Below are 18,017 nucleotides of genomic sequence, written 5' to 3'. Positions count from 1 at the left end.
TATGGTCAGTTTAACCAATGAACGTGCTTTAGAAATGGCGATTGAAAAAGCGCTGACTGGAACATGCCTCGAAAATGTTAAAGCAGGTTTAACCGATATTTCTCTACCTCATCATGGCTTTGTATCGGGTTCACCTGCAAATTTTGACATGTTGTATGCCTTAGATACCCAATATTTCTGGCAGTTTTTAGAACAAACACAAGCTGATGAGCTGGCAAAGATTCAGAAATTTAATCCACACGATTGGCAACGAAAAATCTACGAACGCTTTGATCGAATGATCCGAAAGCATGGGGTGGTTCATCTACTTAAAAAAGGTCTCGCCGTAGATCAAGCGCATTTTCAGTTGATGTACCCAGCGCCGTTGGCAAGTAGTTCTCAGAAGATTAAAGACCGATTCAAGCAGAACATTTTTAGTGTAACTCGCCAATTACGTTACTCAAAAGCCAATCCATTACAAGAAATTGATATGGTGGTATTCGTAAATGGTATTCCGATTATTACTTTTGAATTAAAGAATGAATGGACAGGGCAAAATGCTCGTCATCATGGGCAGAAGCAATATAAACAAGATCGTGATATCACACAGCCCTTATTGAGCTTTGCTCGTTGTATTGTGCATATGGCTGTCGATACCGATGAAGTCTATATGACCACGAAGCTTGCTGGGGCGAATACATTCTTCTTACCGTTTAACAAGGGACATAATGCAGGTGCAGGAAATCCGCCAAATGCAGAGGGGCATAAAACGGCATATCTTTGGAAAGAGCTACTTTCTAAAGAAAGTCTGGCAAATATCATTCAGCACTTTGTTCGACTAGATGGTGATGAGAAAACCTTACTAGACAAAAGAAATCTTTATTTCCCTCGTTATCAACAGCTTAGCGTAGTGCGCCGTCTTATTTATGATGTTTCAACTAAAGGGGTTGGTCAAACTTACCTCATTCAGCATTCCGCAGGTTCAGGTAAGTCAAATTCGATTACATGGGCGGCATTTCAGTTGATCGAAGCTTACCCAGCAGAAAAAGATATTGCAGGAAGCCGAGGGCTAGAACACCCATTATTTGATTCAGTGATTGTGGTGACGGATCGCCGTATTCTTGATAAACAGCTTAAAGAGAACATTAAGGAGTTTTCTGAGGTCAAGAATATTATGGCACATGCCCATAAGTCATCAGAATTGAAATCTGCTTTAGAAAATGGAAAAAAGATCATTATTACCACGATCCAAAAATTCCCTTTTATTATTGATGGAATTGCAGATTTAAGTGATAAGCGTTTTGCTGTGATCATTGATGAAGCCCATAGTTCTCAATCAGGTGTTGCACATGACAAAATGAATGAAGTTATGGGTAAGGCAATCGAAGATAGTGATGGTGTAGATGCTCAAGACAAAATTCTAAGTGCGATGTTGGCACGTAAGATGAAAGGCAATGCATCCTATTTTGCTTTTACTGCAACGCCAAAGAACACGACTTTAGAGAAGTTTGGTGAAAAGCAAGCTGATGGCTCGTTTAAACCTTTCGATCTGTACTCAATGAAACAAGCGATTGAGGAGGGATTTATTTTAGATGTCTTGTCAAATTACACGACATACAAGAGCTTCTATGAAATTGAAAAATCGATTCTAGATAATCCGTTGTTTGACACGAAAAAAGCCCAGAAAACATTAAGAAGTTATGTAGAGAAAACCCAACAGACGATTGATATTAAAGCTGAAGTGATGCTTGATCATTTTATCCAGCATGTTGTAAACACCAAGAAATTAAAAGGCAAAGCCAAAGGAATGATTGTGACTCAAAATATTGAGTCTGCGATCCGCTATTACAAAGCGATTGACCGACTGCTAGAGCAAGCGGGTTATCCATTTAAAGCCATCATTGCATTCTCTGGTGAGAAGAAAGTGGATGGTATTGAATATACAGAAGCGATACTCAATGGATTCTCTGACAATGACACTAAAGATATGTTTGATCGTGGCTATGTTGGTGAGAAAAAGCCTGCAGGGGTGAATGAAGATCAGTATCGATTGCTTATTGTTGCTAATAAATACCTAACTGGCTTCGATCAGCCGAAGCTATGTACGATGTATGTTGATAAAAAGTTGGCTGATGTACTATGCGTACAAGCACTGTCTCGATTAAATCGTTCTGCACTTAAATTAGGCAAGAGAACTGAAGATCTATTTGTTTTAGATTTCTTCAATGAAATAGAAGATATCAAACAATCATTTGATCGTTTCTACACTTCGACTACTTTGTCACAAGCTACTGATATTAATGTACTCAATGAGTTGAAGGATGAGTTGGATACTGTTGGAGTATATGAATCCACTGAAGTGGAAGACTTCGCTACAAAGTATTTCGATTCAGTGGATGCAGAAAAATTAAGCCCGATTATTGATATCGCCGTTGCACGTTTTGATGCTGCATTAGAACTCAGTGCTGAAGATAAAGCTGATTTCAAAATCAAGGCAAAGCAGTTTGTGAAGATTTATGGTCAGATGGCATCAATTTTACCGTATGAAGTTCCAGCTTGGGAAAAGCTATATTGGTTCCTAAAATTCTTGATTCCGAAACTTAAAATTGAAGATCCTGAAGCGGATGCATTGGATGAGTTGCTCAACTCAGTGGATTTAAACTCATATGGTTTACAGCGTAAAAAACTGAGTGAACATATTGAATTAGATGCTGAAGAAACGGTTCTAGATCCGACAAACTCTAATCCACGTGGTGCTCATGGCGGTGAAACGGAAGAAGATCCATTAGATGAAATTATTAAAACATTTAACCAACGTTGGTTTGGTGGTTGGGCTGCAACACCTGAAGAGCAAAAAGTGAAGTTTGTGAATATATTAAAACAGATTAAGGAACATGCTGATTTTGAGAGCAAGTACTTAAATAACCCTGATCCGCATACCAAAGATTTAGCCTTTGATAAGATCATGAATGAAGTCATGCTACGTCAAAGAAAGATCGATATGGATATGTATAAGCAATATTCAAAAGATACTGCTTTTAGAATGTCATGGAAATATAGCTTGCAACAGGGTGTGATGCGATAAGGAAAATATATATGTGGAGTTGGATACAAGGGGAGTTTTATACATTCCTGATGGTTTTGGAGCGTTATCCAAGAGTTTGGATACTTCCTTGTATCTTTTTTCTATTTTGTATTGGTGTTATTGCGTGGCTCAATTATCAACTAGGTCATTATTTTGTGACACGTAGTGTGGTGCAAATGATACCTTTTCTGGATCAATTCATTGTGAATTTTTACGATAAAATTCGTGGGAAAATACTGAATCGGTATGAACCGTACCGGGTTTGTCGGAGACTTTTTTTATTTAAGTTAGGCCACCTGACCTAACGGGTTAATCTTATCATAGTACATTGCTTCAAACTCAAAAGGCGATACATAACCCAGTGCACTGTGTACACGCTTTTTATTGAACCAATCTACCCAGTTTAGTGTCGCAAGTTGTACATCTGCTAAACCTTGCCAATCTGCTTTTAGATATTCAATCACCTCTGTTTTGTATAAGCCATTCATCGTTTCAGCCAGAGCATTATCGTATGAATCACCAGTTGTACCGACTGATGCTCGTAAATTTGCTGCTTCTAAACGATTGGTATAACGAATGGAAAGATATTGCACGCCTCTGTCACTATGATGAATCACGTTCTTTGGCATGCCTCGATCATGCAATGCTTGCTCCAGTGCATCGAGCACCATGTTTGTATTCATACGTGTTGATACTTTCCATCCAACAATTGCTCGTGAGAACACATCAATAATAAAGGCGGTATAGACCCAGCCTGAATTTGTTTGAATATACGTGAAGTCAGCGACCCACAGCTGGTCAGGCTGATCAGCACTAAAATTGCGTTTCACCAAGTCATCTGCTCGTTTTTGATCATCTCGGCTACGGGTAGTTTGTTTATTCTTACCACGCCAAACACCTTGTATACCTAGTTTTTGCATCAATCGAGCAACTGTACAGCGCGCAATAATATAGCCTTCACGTTTCAGTTTTTGCCAGACTTTACGTACACCATACCGACCTGAACTTTCCTTCCAAATTCGTTTAATCTCCTCAGCATGATGCAAGTCATGTAAATCTCGCTTTGCTCGATGTTCCCTTGCGAAGCAATGCTTCTCATCGCAGAGATCTAGAGTGCGGTAATAGGTTGAAGGTGCGATTGGTAAAATTCTACAAATCGCCTCGACTCCGTACAGCTCTTTATTATTATGGATAAAATCCACCATTATTTGTGTGGGCGGTCGAGCTCCGCCTGGGCGAAAAAAGCGGCTGCTTTGCGTAGAATCTCATTGGCGCGTTGCAGTTCTTTATTTTCGCGTTCGAGTTGTTTGATACGTTCTTGGTCTGAAAGCTGCTGTACTTTGATTGGATTCTGTTGATTCAAATACTTTTGATGCCAGGCACGTAGTGTTTCAGGAGTACAACCCTTGCGCAGTATACTGCTCAGGGAGCAATAGCGGTGATCGCAGCCCAATTCGATGGATAATCTTTTTCAGATTCAATCAATAATTGAACCGCTCTTTCTCTGATTTCAGGGGTATATTTTAATTTTGTCATCGGGATAGTCTCTCAGAATATTAACTCTCCGACAAACCCGGTACGGTTCAGTGCAATATTTTGTACCTAACCCAACATAAACACTCATTAAGTACAATTTTGAGTACTCAATGGGTAATGGTGGAAAATTTGTTTTAAAGGATAAAGTGAATAGCCGCCACTTTTTTAGAAAAATTTTTAACTATATTATTTTTAAATTTTTGAAAAACAATGCATTTACTTGCCTTTCTTTGATTGTGAGCTAGGTTTGTAATTTGTGATATATTGCACATAATTATTTAATAAAAATCAACTTTATAATAGTTGAAGGGGAACGGTTGTGAATTTTTTAGCTATTGTAGCATTTTTGCAAAGTTATTTTATTATCCCAGGTCTTATGGGAATATTTGTCGCTGTAATTAGCTATAGGTTCTACATAAAATATATTAAACCAGCAAAACAGCTTGATACTCAATTAGGCGATGCCATAAAAGCTTTAAAGAAAGTTGAACAGCAACCTAATGTTAATACTCATGCTTTAGATCATGTTTTTGAAAATAGTATTCCATTAAAACATGCATGGTTAAATTACAAACATTCTTTCCATGATAGCTATGAAGTTGTCGATGGCGCAGATGTTTTAAAAGCATCTCGTGCGACTATATCGAGTGATATTTTTTTCTCGCAATCGGTTATTGTTGATACTCCACTAAGAGTTGAATTTTATAAACATCTTCCCGGGATTATCACGGGTGTCGGCATTATTGCTACATTTGCAGGCTTACTGTGCGGATTATTAGCTTTTGATCCAGCAGGTAATCCTGAAAAAGTGCAAGATAGTCTTGGATTACTCTTAGGTGGTGTGAGTGAAGCCTTTATGGCATCTGCATTGGCTATTGCTACAGCAATGTTAATTACATGGCGTGAGAAATCGTGGTTAAGACAGTGTTATGCTCAGTTGGAAATGTTAACAACAGAGATAGATGATTTCTTTGAATCTGATGATACCGGTGAGGAATATTTAGCGAAATTACTGAAATCATCGCAAGCAAATGAAACGAATGCACGTCAGTTGAAAGATAGTTTAGTCAATGAACTAAAAGTAATGATGACTAACTTGGTTGATGAAAATAAAAAGAATCAAATGGCTTTTACATCACAATTAACTGATAGCTATGCCAAAACAAGCAAAGATATGGCTGATCAAATAGGTCAGTCTATTTCCGATAATTTACAAGCACCATTAGAGAAAATTGCGTCAAGTGTACAGCAGGTCAGTGGTGATCAAAGTTCTGCTGTCCAAGAGTTAATGACAGATGTACTCACTGCATTTATGACCAAACTAGAATCAACATTTGGTACTCAAATGAATGGTATGAGTGAGATGATGACTCAATCAGTATCTGCAATGAGAGAGATGCAATTAGGATTCACTCAATTAATTACTGATATGAAAGTGAATAGTGAAAATTCGACAAAAAGCTTAGAAAACCAAATGTCTAAAATGATTGAGGATATTCAGCAAAAGCAAAATGCGATGTCCGATCAAATGAATTCAATGGTCGAACACTTGTCTAAGGGTGCAGAAAAAATTGGAGAACAGGGACAATATGCGATTGAACAATTAAATGGGAAAGTTTCTGAGCTGATTGGACATATGGGCGGAACTATGTCGGGTGTGATGGCGGATATTGCTAAACAGCGTATAGAGCAAGATCGTACAATTGCGGATAATCAGCATAAGTTACATGAACAATCTTCAATCCTAATTGATAGTCTTGGGGTAGAGATCAAAGAATTAATCGTGCATAGTCAAAATGCAGTTGAATCTTATAAAAACAATATTCAAAAGCTCACTCAGGTGACGACTGATAGTATTACAGGAATGAACAACGGCGCAGAAAAAATGCGTATAGCTTCGGAACAATTTAATATAGCTGGTACTTCACTTATTAGTGTCACAGATAAAACATCACAATTGATCTCAGAAGTAACCACTACATCTACTCATCTGACTAGTGCAAGCAATAATCTTATTTCGTTATTGAGTGATTATAAAAATTCTCAGGATAGCGTTAATAAGGCGATCAGTACGCTTGAGGGGCTGATTAAACAAGCGCAATCTGAAGCCGGTATGAATACTAAAATGCTTGAGGATATGAATCAAATGACAACAGCATTGAATCAAGTAAAAAAAGAGATGCAAGACTATCTTGAACAAGTCAGTGATGTGTTGGTGAAGAGTTTTGATAGCTTCGGGGCATCGGTTGAGACGAGTCTGAACCATTCTTTAGGTATATATGATAATACGCTTGACCAAGCAGTTAAGCGTCTTTCAAGTGGTGTAGAAGGCTTAGGTAGCTTTGTTGAAGATCTTGAAGATATCGTTAGACAAAAGAAAAACTAAGTCTGGAGTACATGAGCAATGCTAGGTAATCGGTACTCTAAAAAGGCACGTCCTAAAGATGAAGGTGAAAAACCTTTTTGGATTTCTTTTGCGGACTTAATGACAGCATTAATGACTTTATTTCTCGTTGTTATGGCTGTATCACTCATGATCGTCACTAAAAAGATTAATGAGGCTACTCAAGCTGAAGATCAAAGAAGTGCAGAAATTTTAAATATTTGTCAGAGTATCAAGCACAGTGTCAAATTGAAAGATGCAGGCATTGAAGTTGATTGTAAAAATAACCGCATTAATTTTGGTGAAGCTGGTCGTTTTTCACATAATGATTATCGTTTAAATGAGGTGGGTCGTAATCGTCTAAATACTATTGTGCCAATTATTCTTGAAGAAGCAAATAACCCACAAGGTGAAAAATGGTTTAAGCAAATAGTGATTGAAGGCTTTACAGATACAGATGGTTCATATCTATATAATTTAAACTTGAGTTTGCGTCGTTCAGAATGGGTGATGTGTAGTTTACTTGATCCTAAATTTAGTTCAGGCCTAACTTTAACTGAACAGCAAAAAAACCAGGTTAAGCAATTATTCTTGGCGGGGGGGTGTCTTTTAACTCGGCTAAAGATAGTAAGGAAGCATCTCGCCGTGTTGAATTGAGAATGCAGTTTTATGGCTTAAAAGAAAAAGAAAGTGCAGAGCCTCAACCTCATTTTGTTTCAGCGCCGATTGAAACATGCCAATTGACGCGGTGATATCTATGAGCATAGCGAACTTGAAACGTCGTTTGGAGGAAAAATTAAGTGGTCATTCAGTTGTAGATGTTACAAATGCGAAATTTATAAAGCCTCAACGACTGCTCAAAACACTTTCTGTGCTTGATCAGAAGTTTGATGATTTAGAAAATAGCCTTCCTTTAGATGAAAAAATTTTTAGGTCAATTTCTAAATTAGAAAGCTCTGGTTTTGGGCACCTCACACGAAGAGATTGGAAAAATTTGGCTTGGGCATTAAGCAAAATACTACCAGGTGCACAAGAAAAACTTATCTTTAGTGATATTGGTAAAAGGATTATCCAGCACTTTCAACAATCAGAGATGGACCTTATTGGACTCGTTTATTTTCCATTGTTGTACAGCTATTTTGCTTTAGAAAATGAAGATGTAAAAAGTAAGCCAGCAATTTGGGTTCAATTGAGAGATATATTGAATACAAATAGGTCTGGTGTTTATAGAGAATTAAAACGTCCTAAAAAATGGATGAATACCCTTGTTGATTATTCGGAAATTTTATCTAATTCACCAACAAAATCATTTGTTAAAAGATTTTTAGAAGACAAAGATGCAAGTAGTATTGCAAATGAATTAGAAAGCTTAAAGATGGCTCCTAATAGCTGGTTTTGGGATAATTTAATTAAGTCTTCTATTCAATCTATTAAAGATATGAATGAGCAGGATTATTTGAAAATTATTCCCCGATTTATAGACTTAGCTGAACAAAATGTTTTGTACACCACTGATATTCTTATTGCGTTGTTAGAACGATACGCTAGGACTTCTAAGCGGGAAATAGTAAATGAAGTTTTGAAGCATTTAGCCTTAAATCAGTGGGGGAATCCACAATATGATTCTTCTGCGGGATGGAATAATGTAAATTCTGAAACAAAACGTATGGTTATCCAGTGGTTTGTTAGAGCTGATTTAGAAGCATTTTTTAAAGTCTTTAGCTATGGTGCAGAAACACGCAGATTTAATTATTGGATGCGTTTTATTAAACAAGTTTCTCTCTCTGAAATATTTTTGAATGAAGATGCAATCTTTCGTGCAACTAGACAGCAAGAGGAATTCAAGAGGAAAAACCAAGGAAGATTCAAGCGAATTATTGGTAAGAGTTCAGCAGCCAATGCATTTATGATAAAGATTGGTGGTTATTATATAGTTGAGTTCTCTGAACTAAATAATGCTACTTATTTTTATAGAAAGCTACCTTACAAATCTTTTAAATCAGATCTTCAAGTCGTCAATATTACAGATTTAAAATCTACGGCAAAGGCTGATTTTTATTTATCACATAACGGTGCTTGGGAGAACTCCTTCGACAATAGATTAAAAGGTCTGGGAATTTATCCAGACTAATTTTTGAAAGGTATATTTAAATGAAACTAGCATTTTGGAAAAGAAAAAAGAGTACTGAATCTGTAAGAGAAGAATCTATTCAATTAAATTCCAAATCTTTTACGTATGATGAAGTAGGTGTAGTTTACTCACATACAAAAAATGCTAAAACAGATGCTGATTTCTATTGGGAAAGCTTGGAAGAGGAAGAGCTTGCATACCTTATGGATGACCACTTTGTGTTGCCTTGGGAAGAGTTTTTTCAACTTCAGCAAGATTCAGAACATGAAAATGTAATTCATTTACTAAACTTTCCAACACAGACTTCTTTTCGTCCAATAATTAGAAGTGAAGGAGGGTTAAGTGACCCAGATTTCAAAATAATTTTAGATGGTTGGTTGAACGAAAATAATATTAAGGTTAAAAGTTCTATTCAGCGAGTTGGAGCTATTTTAACTATTGATGGCACAGAACATTTATTGAGTGAATCAAGTTTTCAACTTGTCGAAAAATTAAAAGAGTTTTCACGTATAGAGAATAAAGATACGAAACAGAACCAGAAATATTGGGCGAATATCAGAAAATTGGCCAATAAGTCTAATGCAAATTTAGATGATTTTTTACGAAAGACAGTAGTTTTAGCACCTGAGAAACTACAGTTAAATCTTCGAAAAAATTTGATTAGTCAGGAATCTGTTGTAGAGATTCAGCCTGAATTTGATGAAGCTCCATCAAATTGGCTGAAGACGTTTGATCAATATAATAATGTTCAAGATCAGTACAGTATTAGCTTAGCTGATGGTGGAATTGCACATGTAGTGATTGAACCTCAAGTGAAGCAAGTTCTGAATGAAATTAAAAAAATGCCGAACAGACGTATTTCTGGTGAGAGCGCGCACGCATTTTTACATAATCCATTTGCTCAACTAGGTGATGATGCAATTGAAGTTATTTCACCTGAGAGTTTTGAGGAGTCCAAGCAGCAAGCAGAAATTCATACTTATACTTTACAAATAGAAAAAAATTATGATGAGTTAAATCATTATGTTTCTGCGAAATTAGAGCTACAAGAGAATTCTGAAAGAGAACAAAATCCAATTTTCCTAGAACTATATAATATGGATCAGACTTCTTATTTTATTCAAGCATATGAGAAAAAATCCCCTATTTTTATATGGGCAGGATATGAAATTGACCGAAGTAGCTATTTAGATGATCAAATTGAAGAATTAAAAAATGACCTAAATCAAATTCAAAAATATCAAGATGAACTACAAGCTCAAAAAGTATTGGATTTATCGAATTATAGCGGTCGTGTTATTGGTATTGGTGAAGCAGAAAAGCTGAACTCTGAATTTATTAAAAGAGATAGCGGTGAATCTGAATGGTTGCCACAACATTTAATGGAGTTAGAGCAGCAACTGCAAGATGAAAATTTTGATGAAACCATTGAATTACTTGAGCAGCGGATTAAGCAAGCAGAGCAAAACAGTCAAGATGAAGTTGAAATTCCATATGCAGATAAAGAAGTGTCATTAGATGATGCCAAAAATTTACTAGACCGTTTATATGCTTCCAAGAAAGAAGAGCCCAAAGAGATATTAGAAGAATCTAACGCTAATTCACAGAAAAAGAAAAAAGATACATTATTAATTGCGAATAATATTGATGAAGCTGAATTTACAAAACAGCGAGTAAATCGCTTACTTTTTGATGAGAATAATCCTCCATCAGCTAAATTGCCCGCTAGTTTTAGAAACCAAGAATTTAGCTTAAAGCAGCATCAAGAATATGGAATTGCATGGTTGCAGAATCTGCACCAGTATGCGCCAGAACAAGTCAGTGGATGTCTTTTAGCTGACGATATGGGCTTAGGTAAAACACTTCAGCTCTTATGTTTTATTGGTGAGTATCTTGAAAATGCTGAAGATAAGAAACCAGTGTTAATTGTGGCTCCAGTTTCACTGTTAGAGAATTGGGAAGCCGAAGCAAATCGATTCTTTAGTGGTAAATTTGCCAAAATATTAAGTTTATATGGTGATAACTTAAAAGATAGAAAAATCCCCAAGCATTTGATTTCAGCACAGTTAAGAGAAAATCATGGTATTACACACCTTTTAGAGGACGATTGGCGTGGTGATGCTGATATTGTTTTAACAACCTACGAGACGATGCGTGATCTTGAATTTTCTTTAGCTAGAGAAGACTGGAGTATAATGATTTGTGATGAAGCACAAAAAATTAAAGTTCCTACAGCAATGGTGACAAAGGCTGCAAAAGCTCAAAAAGCAGATTTTAAAATTGCATGTACAGGTACTCCAGTAGAGAACTCTTTAACCGATCTTTGGTGCTTATTCGATTTCATTCAAGAAAACTTATTAGGTCCTTTAAATGAGTTTGGTAAAAGTTATCGAAAACCTATAGAAAATGCTGAAAATAATGATGAAGCAGCACTATTAAAGCTTCGTGAGTTGATAGCCCCTCAAGTCTTACGAAGAATGAAACATGATGTCGCAGATTTACCCGCTAAAACTGAGGTAGATCACTGTAAAAATATTGAAATTTCATTATTGCAAAGACAATTATATATTGATGTGGTTAACCGCTTTAAAAAATTGTCTGCAGAAGGTAATCAGGGAGCGATGTTAACTTCTTTGCATAGTATGAGAATGATCTGTGCTCATCCATTACAGTTTCAGCCAAGTGCTACTTTAAATGATTCTCCAAAAGTAAGTTGGTTAATCAAAACTTTAGAATCTATCAAGCAAAAAAATGAAAAAGTCATTATTTTTACTGAATTTAGAGACATTCAAGTATTTCTTAAACGAATTCTTCTGGAAAGATTCGGCTTAAACGTTACAACGGTCAATGGTGATTCAAATACGAGCAGTAAAAAAGGCTTAACACGGCAAAACTTGATTGATAAATTTCAAGAAAAATTAGGATTTAATATCATTATCTTGTCCACTACAGCAGTAGGGTTTGGTGTTAACATTCAACGTGCTAATCATGTCATTCATTATACACGTAGTTGGAATCCAGCTAAGGAAGATCAAGCGACTGACCGTGCATATCGTATTGGGCAAGATAAAGAAGTTTTTGTTTACTATCCAACAGTTGTAACGGACGAATTCAAGACTTTCGAAGTAAAGTTGGATCGACTTTTATCAAGTAAAAGAGAATTAGCTGATGATATGTTAAAACCAAATATGGATCTAGGTCGTGAATTAATCAAATTAATTTAAAGGTTAATCCTAAATAAATTTGTCTAGAGTAAAGATATGGATTCTCATGGTTTTTATACTTATTATGCGAAATACAATTTTAGAATTATTTCATATTATTCAACTAACTAAAGATTACAGTAGTAATCTTTAGTTCATATATTGATTGATCTCTCAGAAAATTATAGTGGGTACCGAAGAATGAAACACACAGTTAAAACTAAGACTTTTTAGCTATTTCTCTTTTCATGTAATTAAAAAGTTTGTCTCCATTTTTAGGTGCATCCTGTGGATTTAGAATACCTTCGGTAACTAATCGTTCTCTTAATTTGCCTTGAGTGGTGATGTCATTAAATTTGGAATCTTTTTTCAACATTTCTATCAAAGATTTAAGATCTTGAATTTCTGGGTCATTAAAAAATCGTATTAAATACTCAATAAGCGAATTTTGTGGCTTAGCCATTGTCTCATCAGCTGCTGACACTGGTAGAGATTCCTCATTTACCTGATGTTCTACAATTAAACTGATTTGCTCAGGTTGTTGTGCTGACATAGGTGGTTGCTGATCGACTGATGGTGATTGAGCCGCTGTTACAATAGGTGAAGTTATTAGTTGATTGCTCTGTGCCTCAGAATGGGTATTTAAATCGGTTATTTCTGGTACCTGTGCTATTTGTGGCTGAGTGTCCAGATCCTTTTCTGATGGATGAGTGATGTTTGTTGATCCTGTGGCTTGAGTAAGATGTGAAGCTTTTGTCTCTTCTATATTTTTTGAAGGTGTAATTTCGGTTGATCGTAAATTAAAGACGGTATTAAAGCCAATCCAACTTTTAGAAATTTCTTCATTAAGCTGATTTAATATTGTTTCATATTGTTCTTCATCTGTAATATCGGGTAAGGCTCGTTCTAAATCAAATTGGTTTGTAGGATGAAAGCATGGATATACCTTTGACTTAAAGTAATATAAAGTATTGATGAATTCATCTGGTAATAGCTTACCAATGGTATATATAACTAAATATGGCAATTTTTTGTATTCTGAATATTCTGAATATTCTGAATATTCTGACTGTCCATAGAAGAAGTTAAGATCGTAGATGTCTTTTTTCAATGTACTTAAATCTATTGAATAGTTATGTTTAATTAACATTTCATAGTGAAAGTAGACAGATAATGCAAGTAGTGGTAGATGCTTAATTTGGGCCTCTAAAAGAATGTATTCAGTCAGAATTTTCTCTCTCAATATTTTATTAGATAAAAATTTTGAGGTGAGCTCATCTTTAGTCTGCTGTTCTTTCAAAGAAGCATAATCTTCTTTTGAACTACATAAATTTGAGATTTCCTCATATTTTTCAATTAGAACGGGATCATTAACTTCGAGTTTAAACAATAAACGAGTGAACATGCCGGCATAGGCTTTAGATTGTTCATACTTTTCTAAATGTGAAAAAGCTGAAAAAAGTCTATTTGTAAATTTATCATCTTGTTTTTTAGATGAGTTATTTCATATTTTGCTGGGTTGAAATATTCATTTAGAGTTTTATTATTTATTAAATCAAGTAAAGACTCTTCGGGAATTTTATTGTCCCATATAAGTCTGGTAAATTTTAGTGCCTTCTCGTGCTCTAAAATCTTTTTTTGATCTAAGCGATATGCTTCCCAAAATTTTTCTATCTCCAAATCTATTGCTAAACTAACCTGTAGATTATTTGCACTATGCTTTAATGCAAATTTACCCCGTTCCGTTAATGCATAAAATTGTTGCACGGCTTCTAAGCTAATGTAGCTAGCTAAAGTATGTTCAGACTGATAAGTAGAAGATGAATATGATTTAGATAGTTTAGCAAGAATATACTCATTATCATCTAAATGCGTAATATCAGCCGCAGTATTCATGAGATTAAAAAAACTCTGCTGAGTATTTAAATAAGGCTGGATCCTAGAACTATGTATTTTTAATAAGCCTTGAGCGATCCAGTTATTCCATTCTTTAAAGCTAAGTACAATATATTGGCCATTGATCATTAAAAGAACTCCTCATCCTCATCATCTTGATTAGGCTGATATTTAATTTGAGTAATATTTGGAAGATTTTGAATTAGTTTATGGGGAGTAGACGTGTGGTAACTCATAAATAGATTGCAACGACTTCGTGTGGTTGCAACAAAGAGCAAGCGTTTATCTAAATCTGGATTTTTTTCCAACACAAATGGTTTGACAATATCTTTATTACTATTTAATTGTGGAATAAAGACTTGCTCAAAATCTAGACCTTTTGAGCTATGATATGTCATAAGGTATACCATAGGCTTTGATGGCATCTCGTTAAAATTACCAAAGTCATTGCCTAAGTATCTGATGTTTATGTTATTGTCTCTTAAATAAGCATTTACTTGTCTATAATCATATCGGTCACTTTTACCTGTTTGATATGCAAACAATTCATCAGCATTTTTAGAACAAAAATGTTGGACGATCACTTGAATAAGCGAACTAATATCTTTGTGATGTGATAGCAATATACAACTAGGCTTGTCTGGTCTAGCTCTACTTAATGCTTCTTTCGCTGTCCAAATGAATTCTTGATTTTGATTTTCGAATTGGATCAGTCTAGCGGTTGTATTTGCCAAAGTATTTCCTGGTTTTCCACTAAGTAAATGATTATTCGGCAAAATGCTGAAAGCAATTTTAGCTAAAAACTCTGTAAGCCTATGAATAATCATTAATACGTGCTGGAATGGATTAACCGTTGAAATTATTTCTGTTTCTGTAGCCGATTGTTCATAAATAGATTGGGCACAATCACCAGCAATAATTAAATGGGTTGATAGTTTCTTTATTGTATTTAAATCTTCAGCAGAAATATCTTGAACTTCATCAAGAAACACGAAATCGCATGGCCAATTATTTTTTAAAAATTTGGTATGTGTAAGGAAGTGTACACCTTCCACATTCTCTTCTTTAAAGGCACTAATTGCTAAATCCTTAAGAGCGTGTGTGTATGTCAAATAACAAAAAGAAGCATTAGGGTATTCAAGCTTAAGTTCTTGTGTTAAAGCTGCTAAAACTGTTGTTTTTCCAGTACCAGCAGCTCCTCGAACCCAATGAACATGACTTAAATTGTTTTTAATTGATAGAATGTATTGGCGTTGCTCTTCACTCAAATTTTGCTTTTTAATCCACCAAGCCATAATTAACCCTCTTTCATGCCTAGATTTGGTTTTAGACTAGATACTAAATTTTCAGAGGAATATATCTCTTTATTCTCATGGATTATTCTTTTCTTCATATCAGTTGCTGTAGATTTAAGCTGTTCATAATCTTCAAGTATGTCACAAACTTCAATAAGGTCATCACAATCTCTGATACGTACAGAGCTAGTATATATTTCATCCTGAAGTAACAAGAGGGCTTTTTCTAAAAGAATAGTGCCTTCTTTATCAGCTCGAAGTTTAAGAATTTTACCAAGTTTTAATAAAGCGGAGGTGAAATTTGGATCATGTTCTAATGCTTTGCGAAGATAGAGTTCCTCTTTTTCTCCGTATGACTTACAAGCAATGTTAAACGCATTAACAGCATTTGGTGAGCGTTTGTAGGCAATTTCGGCCCATTCATTAGATTTTTGTGATTTACCGGCTCGAGCATAATTATAACAAATGTTAGTAGCGTGATTAGCATTACGATCTAAGCGTTCGATAGCGATGTATAGATCTGCAGCTAGTTCATATGCTCCCGCTTCTGAACAGGCTGAGGCATACTCAACGGCAATATCTACGGGAGGGCGACCATTATAATCTAAAAGTGCTTGATTAAACTTTTGCTTTGCTCGAAGCATATGTTCTTCCACTTTTGTTAAAGTATTATTGGCTAGAGGATTTAGAATAGAGGTGTTTACTTTTATACCATCAATTACAGCTTCAACATTAAGAAGTTTTTCATGATTAATATTGGCGTAGACATCAACGATAGCTCCTTGCTTAAAATAATCATCTTCTGTCTCTATAGTCAAAATGCCTAAAAGTTTATTTTTGCTTCCTACGCAAATAGGTAAATCGATAATGTTTTGATCATCACGAGTGACTATTAGTTGAGTATGGAATGGCTCTGGGGTAGGAACCTCAGTTGATGCTGGTATGATTGTTTCCAAATGCTCATGAGAGGTGATGATATATATAGCTTCTGAAACAATAGGCCTAATAAAATCAATTCCTAGACCATGATAGCTAAATGAATGAATTGCAGCTCCGAGAGAAACATGAGCTCTTACATCCTTAGGTAAGATAGCTTCAACTTCATCTGAAAACTCATTCATGTAATTCATTACGCATGATTGCACTAATGGGTTAAGACAACTTCCTCCGATGAAAAGAACACCATCTATGTCTTCACGTTCTATATTTGCTTTAGATAATGCATCTTCAATCGGAGAGGATAAATGCATTGGTGTGTGTATACCATCATACATCCCCACAAAATCATCCATAATGATTTTAAACTCATCAAGGCGTATAGACGGTTTAGTTAAATTTAATCTAGAGTCTCTGACTTTGATTCCTTCCAGAGAATGTAAAGTGAAAATTTCGCTGGAATATTGATCTAAGCTTCTAAATTGATTTATATTTTTTTGTTTAAGCCATTTGCAAACAGCTATTTTTAATTGTTCTGCTGTCGCTTGCAAAACAGGGATGACAATTTCTGAAATATCTCTTGAATCGGGTTTGAAATGTGTGTTCTCTCTTAAAAGTTGAGGTAATAGTATATTTTTGGCAATTGCTCGATCGATGTCATCGCCACCTAGAGCCGTAAATTTTGAAATTGCCAAATTTTTTGATGAAAACTTGTTGTTGCAAGCATCAACTTGAAGAACTGTCACATCACATGTTCCTGCACCAAAATCGTACACTAGTATGTTTGTTGGTCTAGACTTAAGTTTTTCTAAAAAAGGATGTGTAGCATTATTTCTAGTACAATCATATACAAAGCTTAAAAATGCGGCATTAGGCTCATCAATTAAACAACATTGATTCTGAACAATCCCACATTCTTCCAAGCTATTAAATAGACTACGTCTTTGATTAGCTTCAAATGAGGCTGGTACGGAGAAAGCAAATTTGTAATTTTCCAAATTTGAATTTCCAGTTTCATTCTTAATACTTTCTAAAAGCTTACTAAAAAAAACTTGAGTAGCATCTTCTGCTGTCTCAATGATATAAGGCTGAGCCTTGCTCTCAGATAGAGCGGTCAATGGATAAGTGGGACCTATTGCTAACCCTAAGCGCATTTTAAATGATGAAAAGACATTGCGACTTTCAGTTAATAGCGATTTTAATCGATATGCATCTTGGCCCCAAATAAGAGTTTTATTTCGCCACGCAAGTACTGTATTCACTAGGTGATGCCGTATGGTCGCACCATATTCATCAGGTTGATTAAGAGTAAGTGTTTTTACTTTTTCAACGGAGTTCTCAGTAATGACTACCTGACTTACAACTGTTGTGGATGTGCCAAAATCAATACCAATATAGAGCTTATTGGGATATGAAGGAAGTTGGTTTTTTTCTGAATTTTGATTAATAAGCCAATTTGTATTGGAAGAATGTTCTATAGGCATTTTAATTAAGGTTTTTTGAAGGAGAATAAATCTATTATGTTTTTCTTATAGGTTTTATTCAATAGTAAGCTGAACCGTACCGGGTTTGT

9 protein-coding genes, 1 pseudogene and 1 other annotated feature are annotated in these 18,017 nt (G+C 35.3%); of the genes and pseudogenes, 5 read left to right on the top strand and 5 right to left on the bottom strand.

Going from position 1 to position 18,017, the window contains the following annotated elements; translation table 11 throughout:
• Position 1 precedes the first annotated feature (1 nt).
• On the top strand, positions 2–3,064 hold the full coding sequence (locus tag GTK57_RS00155) for a type I restriction endonuclease subunit R (RefSeq protein WP_163120779.1): 3,063 nt from the start codon (positions 2–4) through the stop codon (positions 3,062–3,064).
• Positions 3,065–3,351: 287 nt separating this feature from the next.
• On the opposite strand, the pseudogene GTK57_RS00150 reads toward GTK57_RS00155, so the two are convergent.
• Positions 3,352–4,600, bottom strand: a pseudogene (locus GTK57_RS00150) (IS3 family transposase).
• Positions 4,195–4,311: a sequence feature (AL1L pseudoknot), on the bottom strand. (Overlaps the previous pseudogene by 117 nt.)
• Positions 4,601–4,919: 319 nt before the next feature.
• Between GTK57_RS00150 and zorA the strand changes: the two are divergent.
• The 4 genes from zorA to GTK57_RS00130 all read left to right on the top strand — a co-directional run bounded on the left by zorA (position 4,920) and on the right by GTK57_RS00130 (position 12,338).
• Positions 4,920–6,986 carry an anti-phage ZorAB system protein ZorA gene (gene zorA, locus GTK57_RS00145; protein WP_228720270.1) on the top strand — a complete coding sequence of 689 codons (2,067 nt, stop codon included), beginning with the start codon at positions 4,920–4,922 and terminating at the stop codon, positions 6,984–6,986.
• Positions 6,987–7,004: 18 nt separating this feature from the next.
• Complete coding sequence (locus GTK57_RS00140; protein WP_228720269.1) at positions 7,005–7,640, top strand: flagellar motor protein MotB; 636 nt, start codon at positions 7,005–7,007, stop codon at positions 7,638–7,640.
• Between the two features lie 100 nt (positions 7,641–7,740).
• Positions 7,741–9,114, top strand: coding sequence for an EH signature domain-containing protein (locus tag GTK57_RS00135; protein WP_163120778.1), 1,374 nt, complete (start codon positions 7,741–7,743; stop codon positions 9,112–9,114).
• A gap of 20 nt (positions 9,115–9,134) precedes the next feature.
• Positions 9,135–12,338, top strand: a complete 3,204-nt coding sequence (locus GTK57_RS00130) for a DEAD/DEAH box helicase (protein ID WP_163120777.1) — start codon at positions 9,135–9,137, stop codon at positions 12,336–12,338.
• Positions 12,339–12,537: 199 nt separating this feature from the next.
• On the opposite strand, the gene GTK57_RS00125 is transcribed toward GTK57_RS00130, so the two are convergent.
• The 4 genes from GTK57_RS00125 to GTK57_RS00115 are packed head-to-tail and all read right to left on the bottom strand — an operon-like array spanning position 12,538 to position 17,928.
• A complete protein-coding gene (locus GTK57_RS00125; protein ID WP_228720268.1) occupies positions 12,538–13,722 on the bottom strand; it encodes a hypothetical protein in 1,185 nt (394 codons plus the stop codon).
• 32 nt (positions 13,723–13,754) lie between these two features.
• Positions 13,755–14,342 (bottom strand): hypothetical protein, encoded by a 588-nt coding sequence (locus tag GTK57_RS14595; RefSeq protein WP_228720267.1) that lies wholly within the window; start codon positions 14,340–14,342, stop codon positions 13,755–13,757.
• A complete protein-coding gene (locus tag GTK57_RS00120; RefSeq protein WP_163120776.1) occupies positions 14,342–15,508 on the bottom strand; it encodes a 3'-5' exonuclease in 1,167 nt (388 codons plus the stop codon). The genes GTK57_RS14595 and GTK57_RS00120 overlap by 1 nt, the downstream gene beginning before the upstream one ends.
• A 2-nt stretch (positions 15,509–15,510) precedes the next feature.
• Positions 15,511–17,928: an Hsp70 family protein gene (locus GTK57_RS00115; protein ID WP_163120775.1), complete on the bottom strand. Its 2,418-nt coding sequence runs from the start codon at positions 17,926–17,928 to the stop codon at positions 15,511–15,513.
• Positions 17,929–18,017: the final 89 nt, after the last annotated feature.

Source organism: Acinetobacter portensis, from assembly GCF_010646905.1.
GTDB classification, from domain to species: Bacteria; Pseudomonadota; Gammaproteobacteria; order Pseudomonadales; family Moraxellaceae; genus Acinetobacter; species Acinetobacter portensis.
This window is presented reverse-complemented; position numbering and strand designations above follow the sequence as displayed.

Coding starts and splice junctions, on each gene's coding strand:
- GTK57_RS00155 (WP_163120779.1), top strand. CDS start 2: ATGGTCAGTTTAACCAATGAACGTGCTTTAGAAATGGCGATTGAAAAA.
- GTK57_RS00140 (WP_228720269.1), top strand. CDS start 7,005: ATGCTAGGTAATCGGTACTCTAAAAAGGCACGTCCTAAAGATGAAGGT.
- GTK57_RS00135 (WP_163120778.1), top strand. CDS start 7,741: ATGAGCATAGCGAACTTGAAACGTCGTTTGGAGGAAAAATTAAGTGGT.
- GTK57_RS00130 (WP_163120777.1), top strand. CDS start 9,135: ATGAAACTAGCATTTTGGAAAAGAAAAAAGAGTACTGAATCTGTAAGA.
- GTK57_RS00125 (WP_228720268.1), bottom strand. CDS start 13,722: ATGTTCACTCGTTTATTGTTTAAACTCGAAGTTAATGATCCCGTTCTA.
- GTK57_RS14595 (WP_228720267.1), bottom strand. CDS start 14,342: ATGATCAATGGCCAATATATTGTACTTAGCTTTAAAGAATGGAATAAC.
- GTK57_RS00120 (WP_163120776.1), bottom strand. CDS start 15,508: ATGGCTTGGTGGATTAAAAAGCAAAATTTGAGTGAAGAGCAACGCCAA.
- GTK57_RS00115 (WP_163120775.1), bottom strand. CDS start 17,928: ATGCCTATAGAACATTCTTCCAATACAAATTGGCTTATTAATCAAAAT.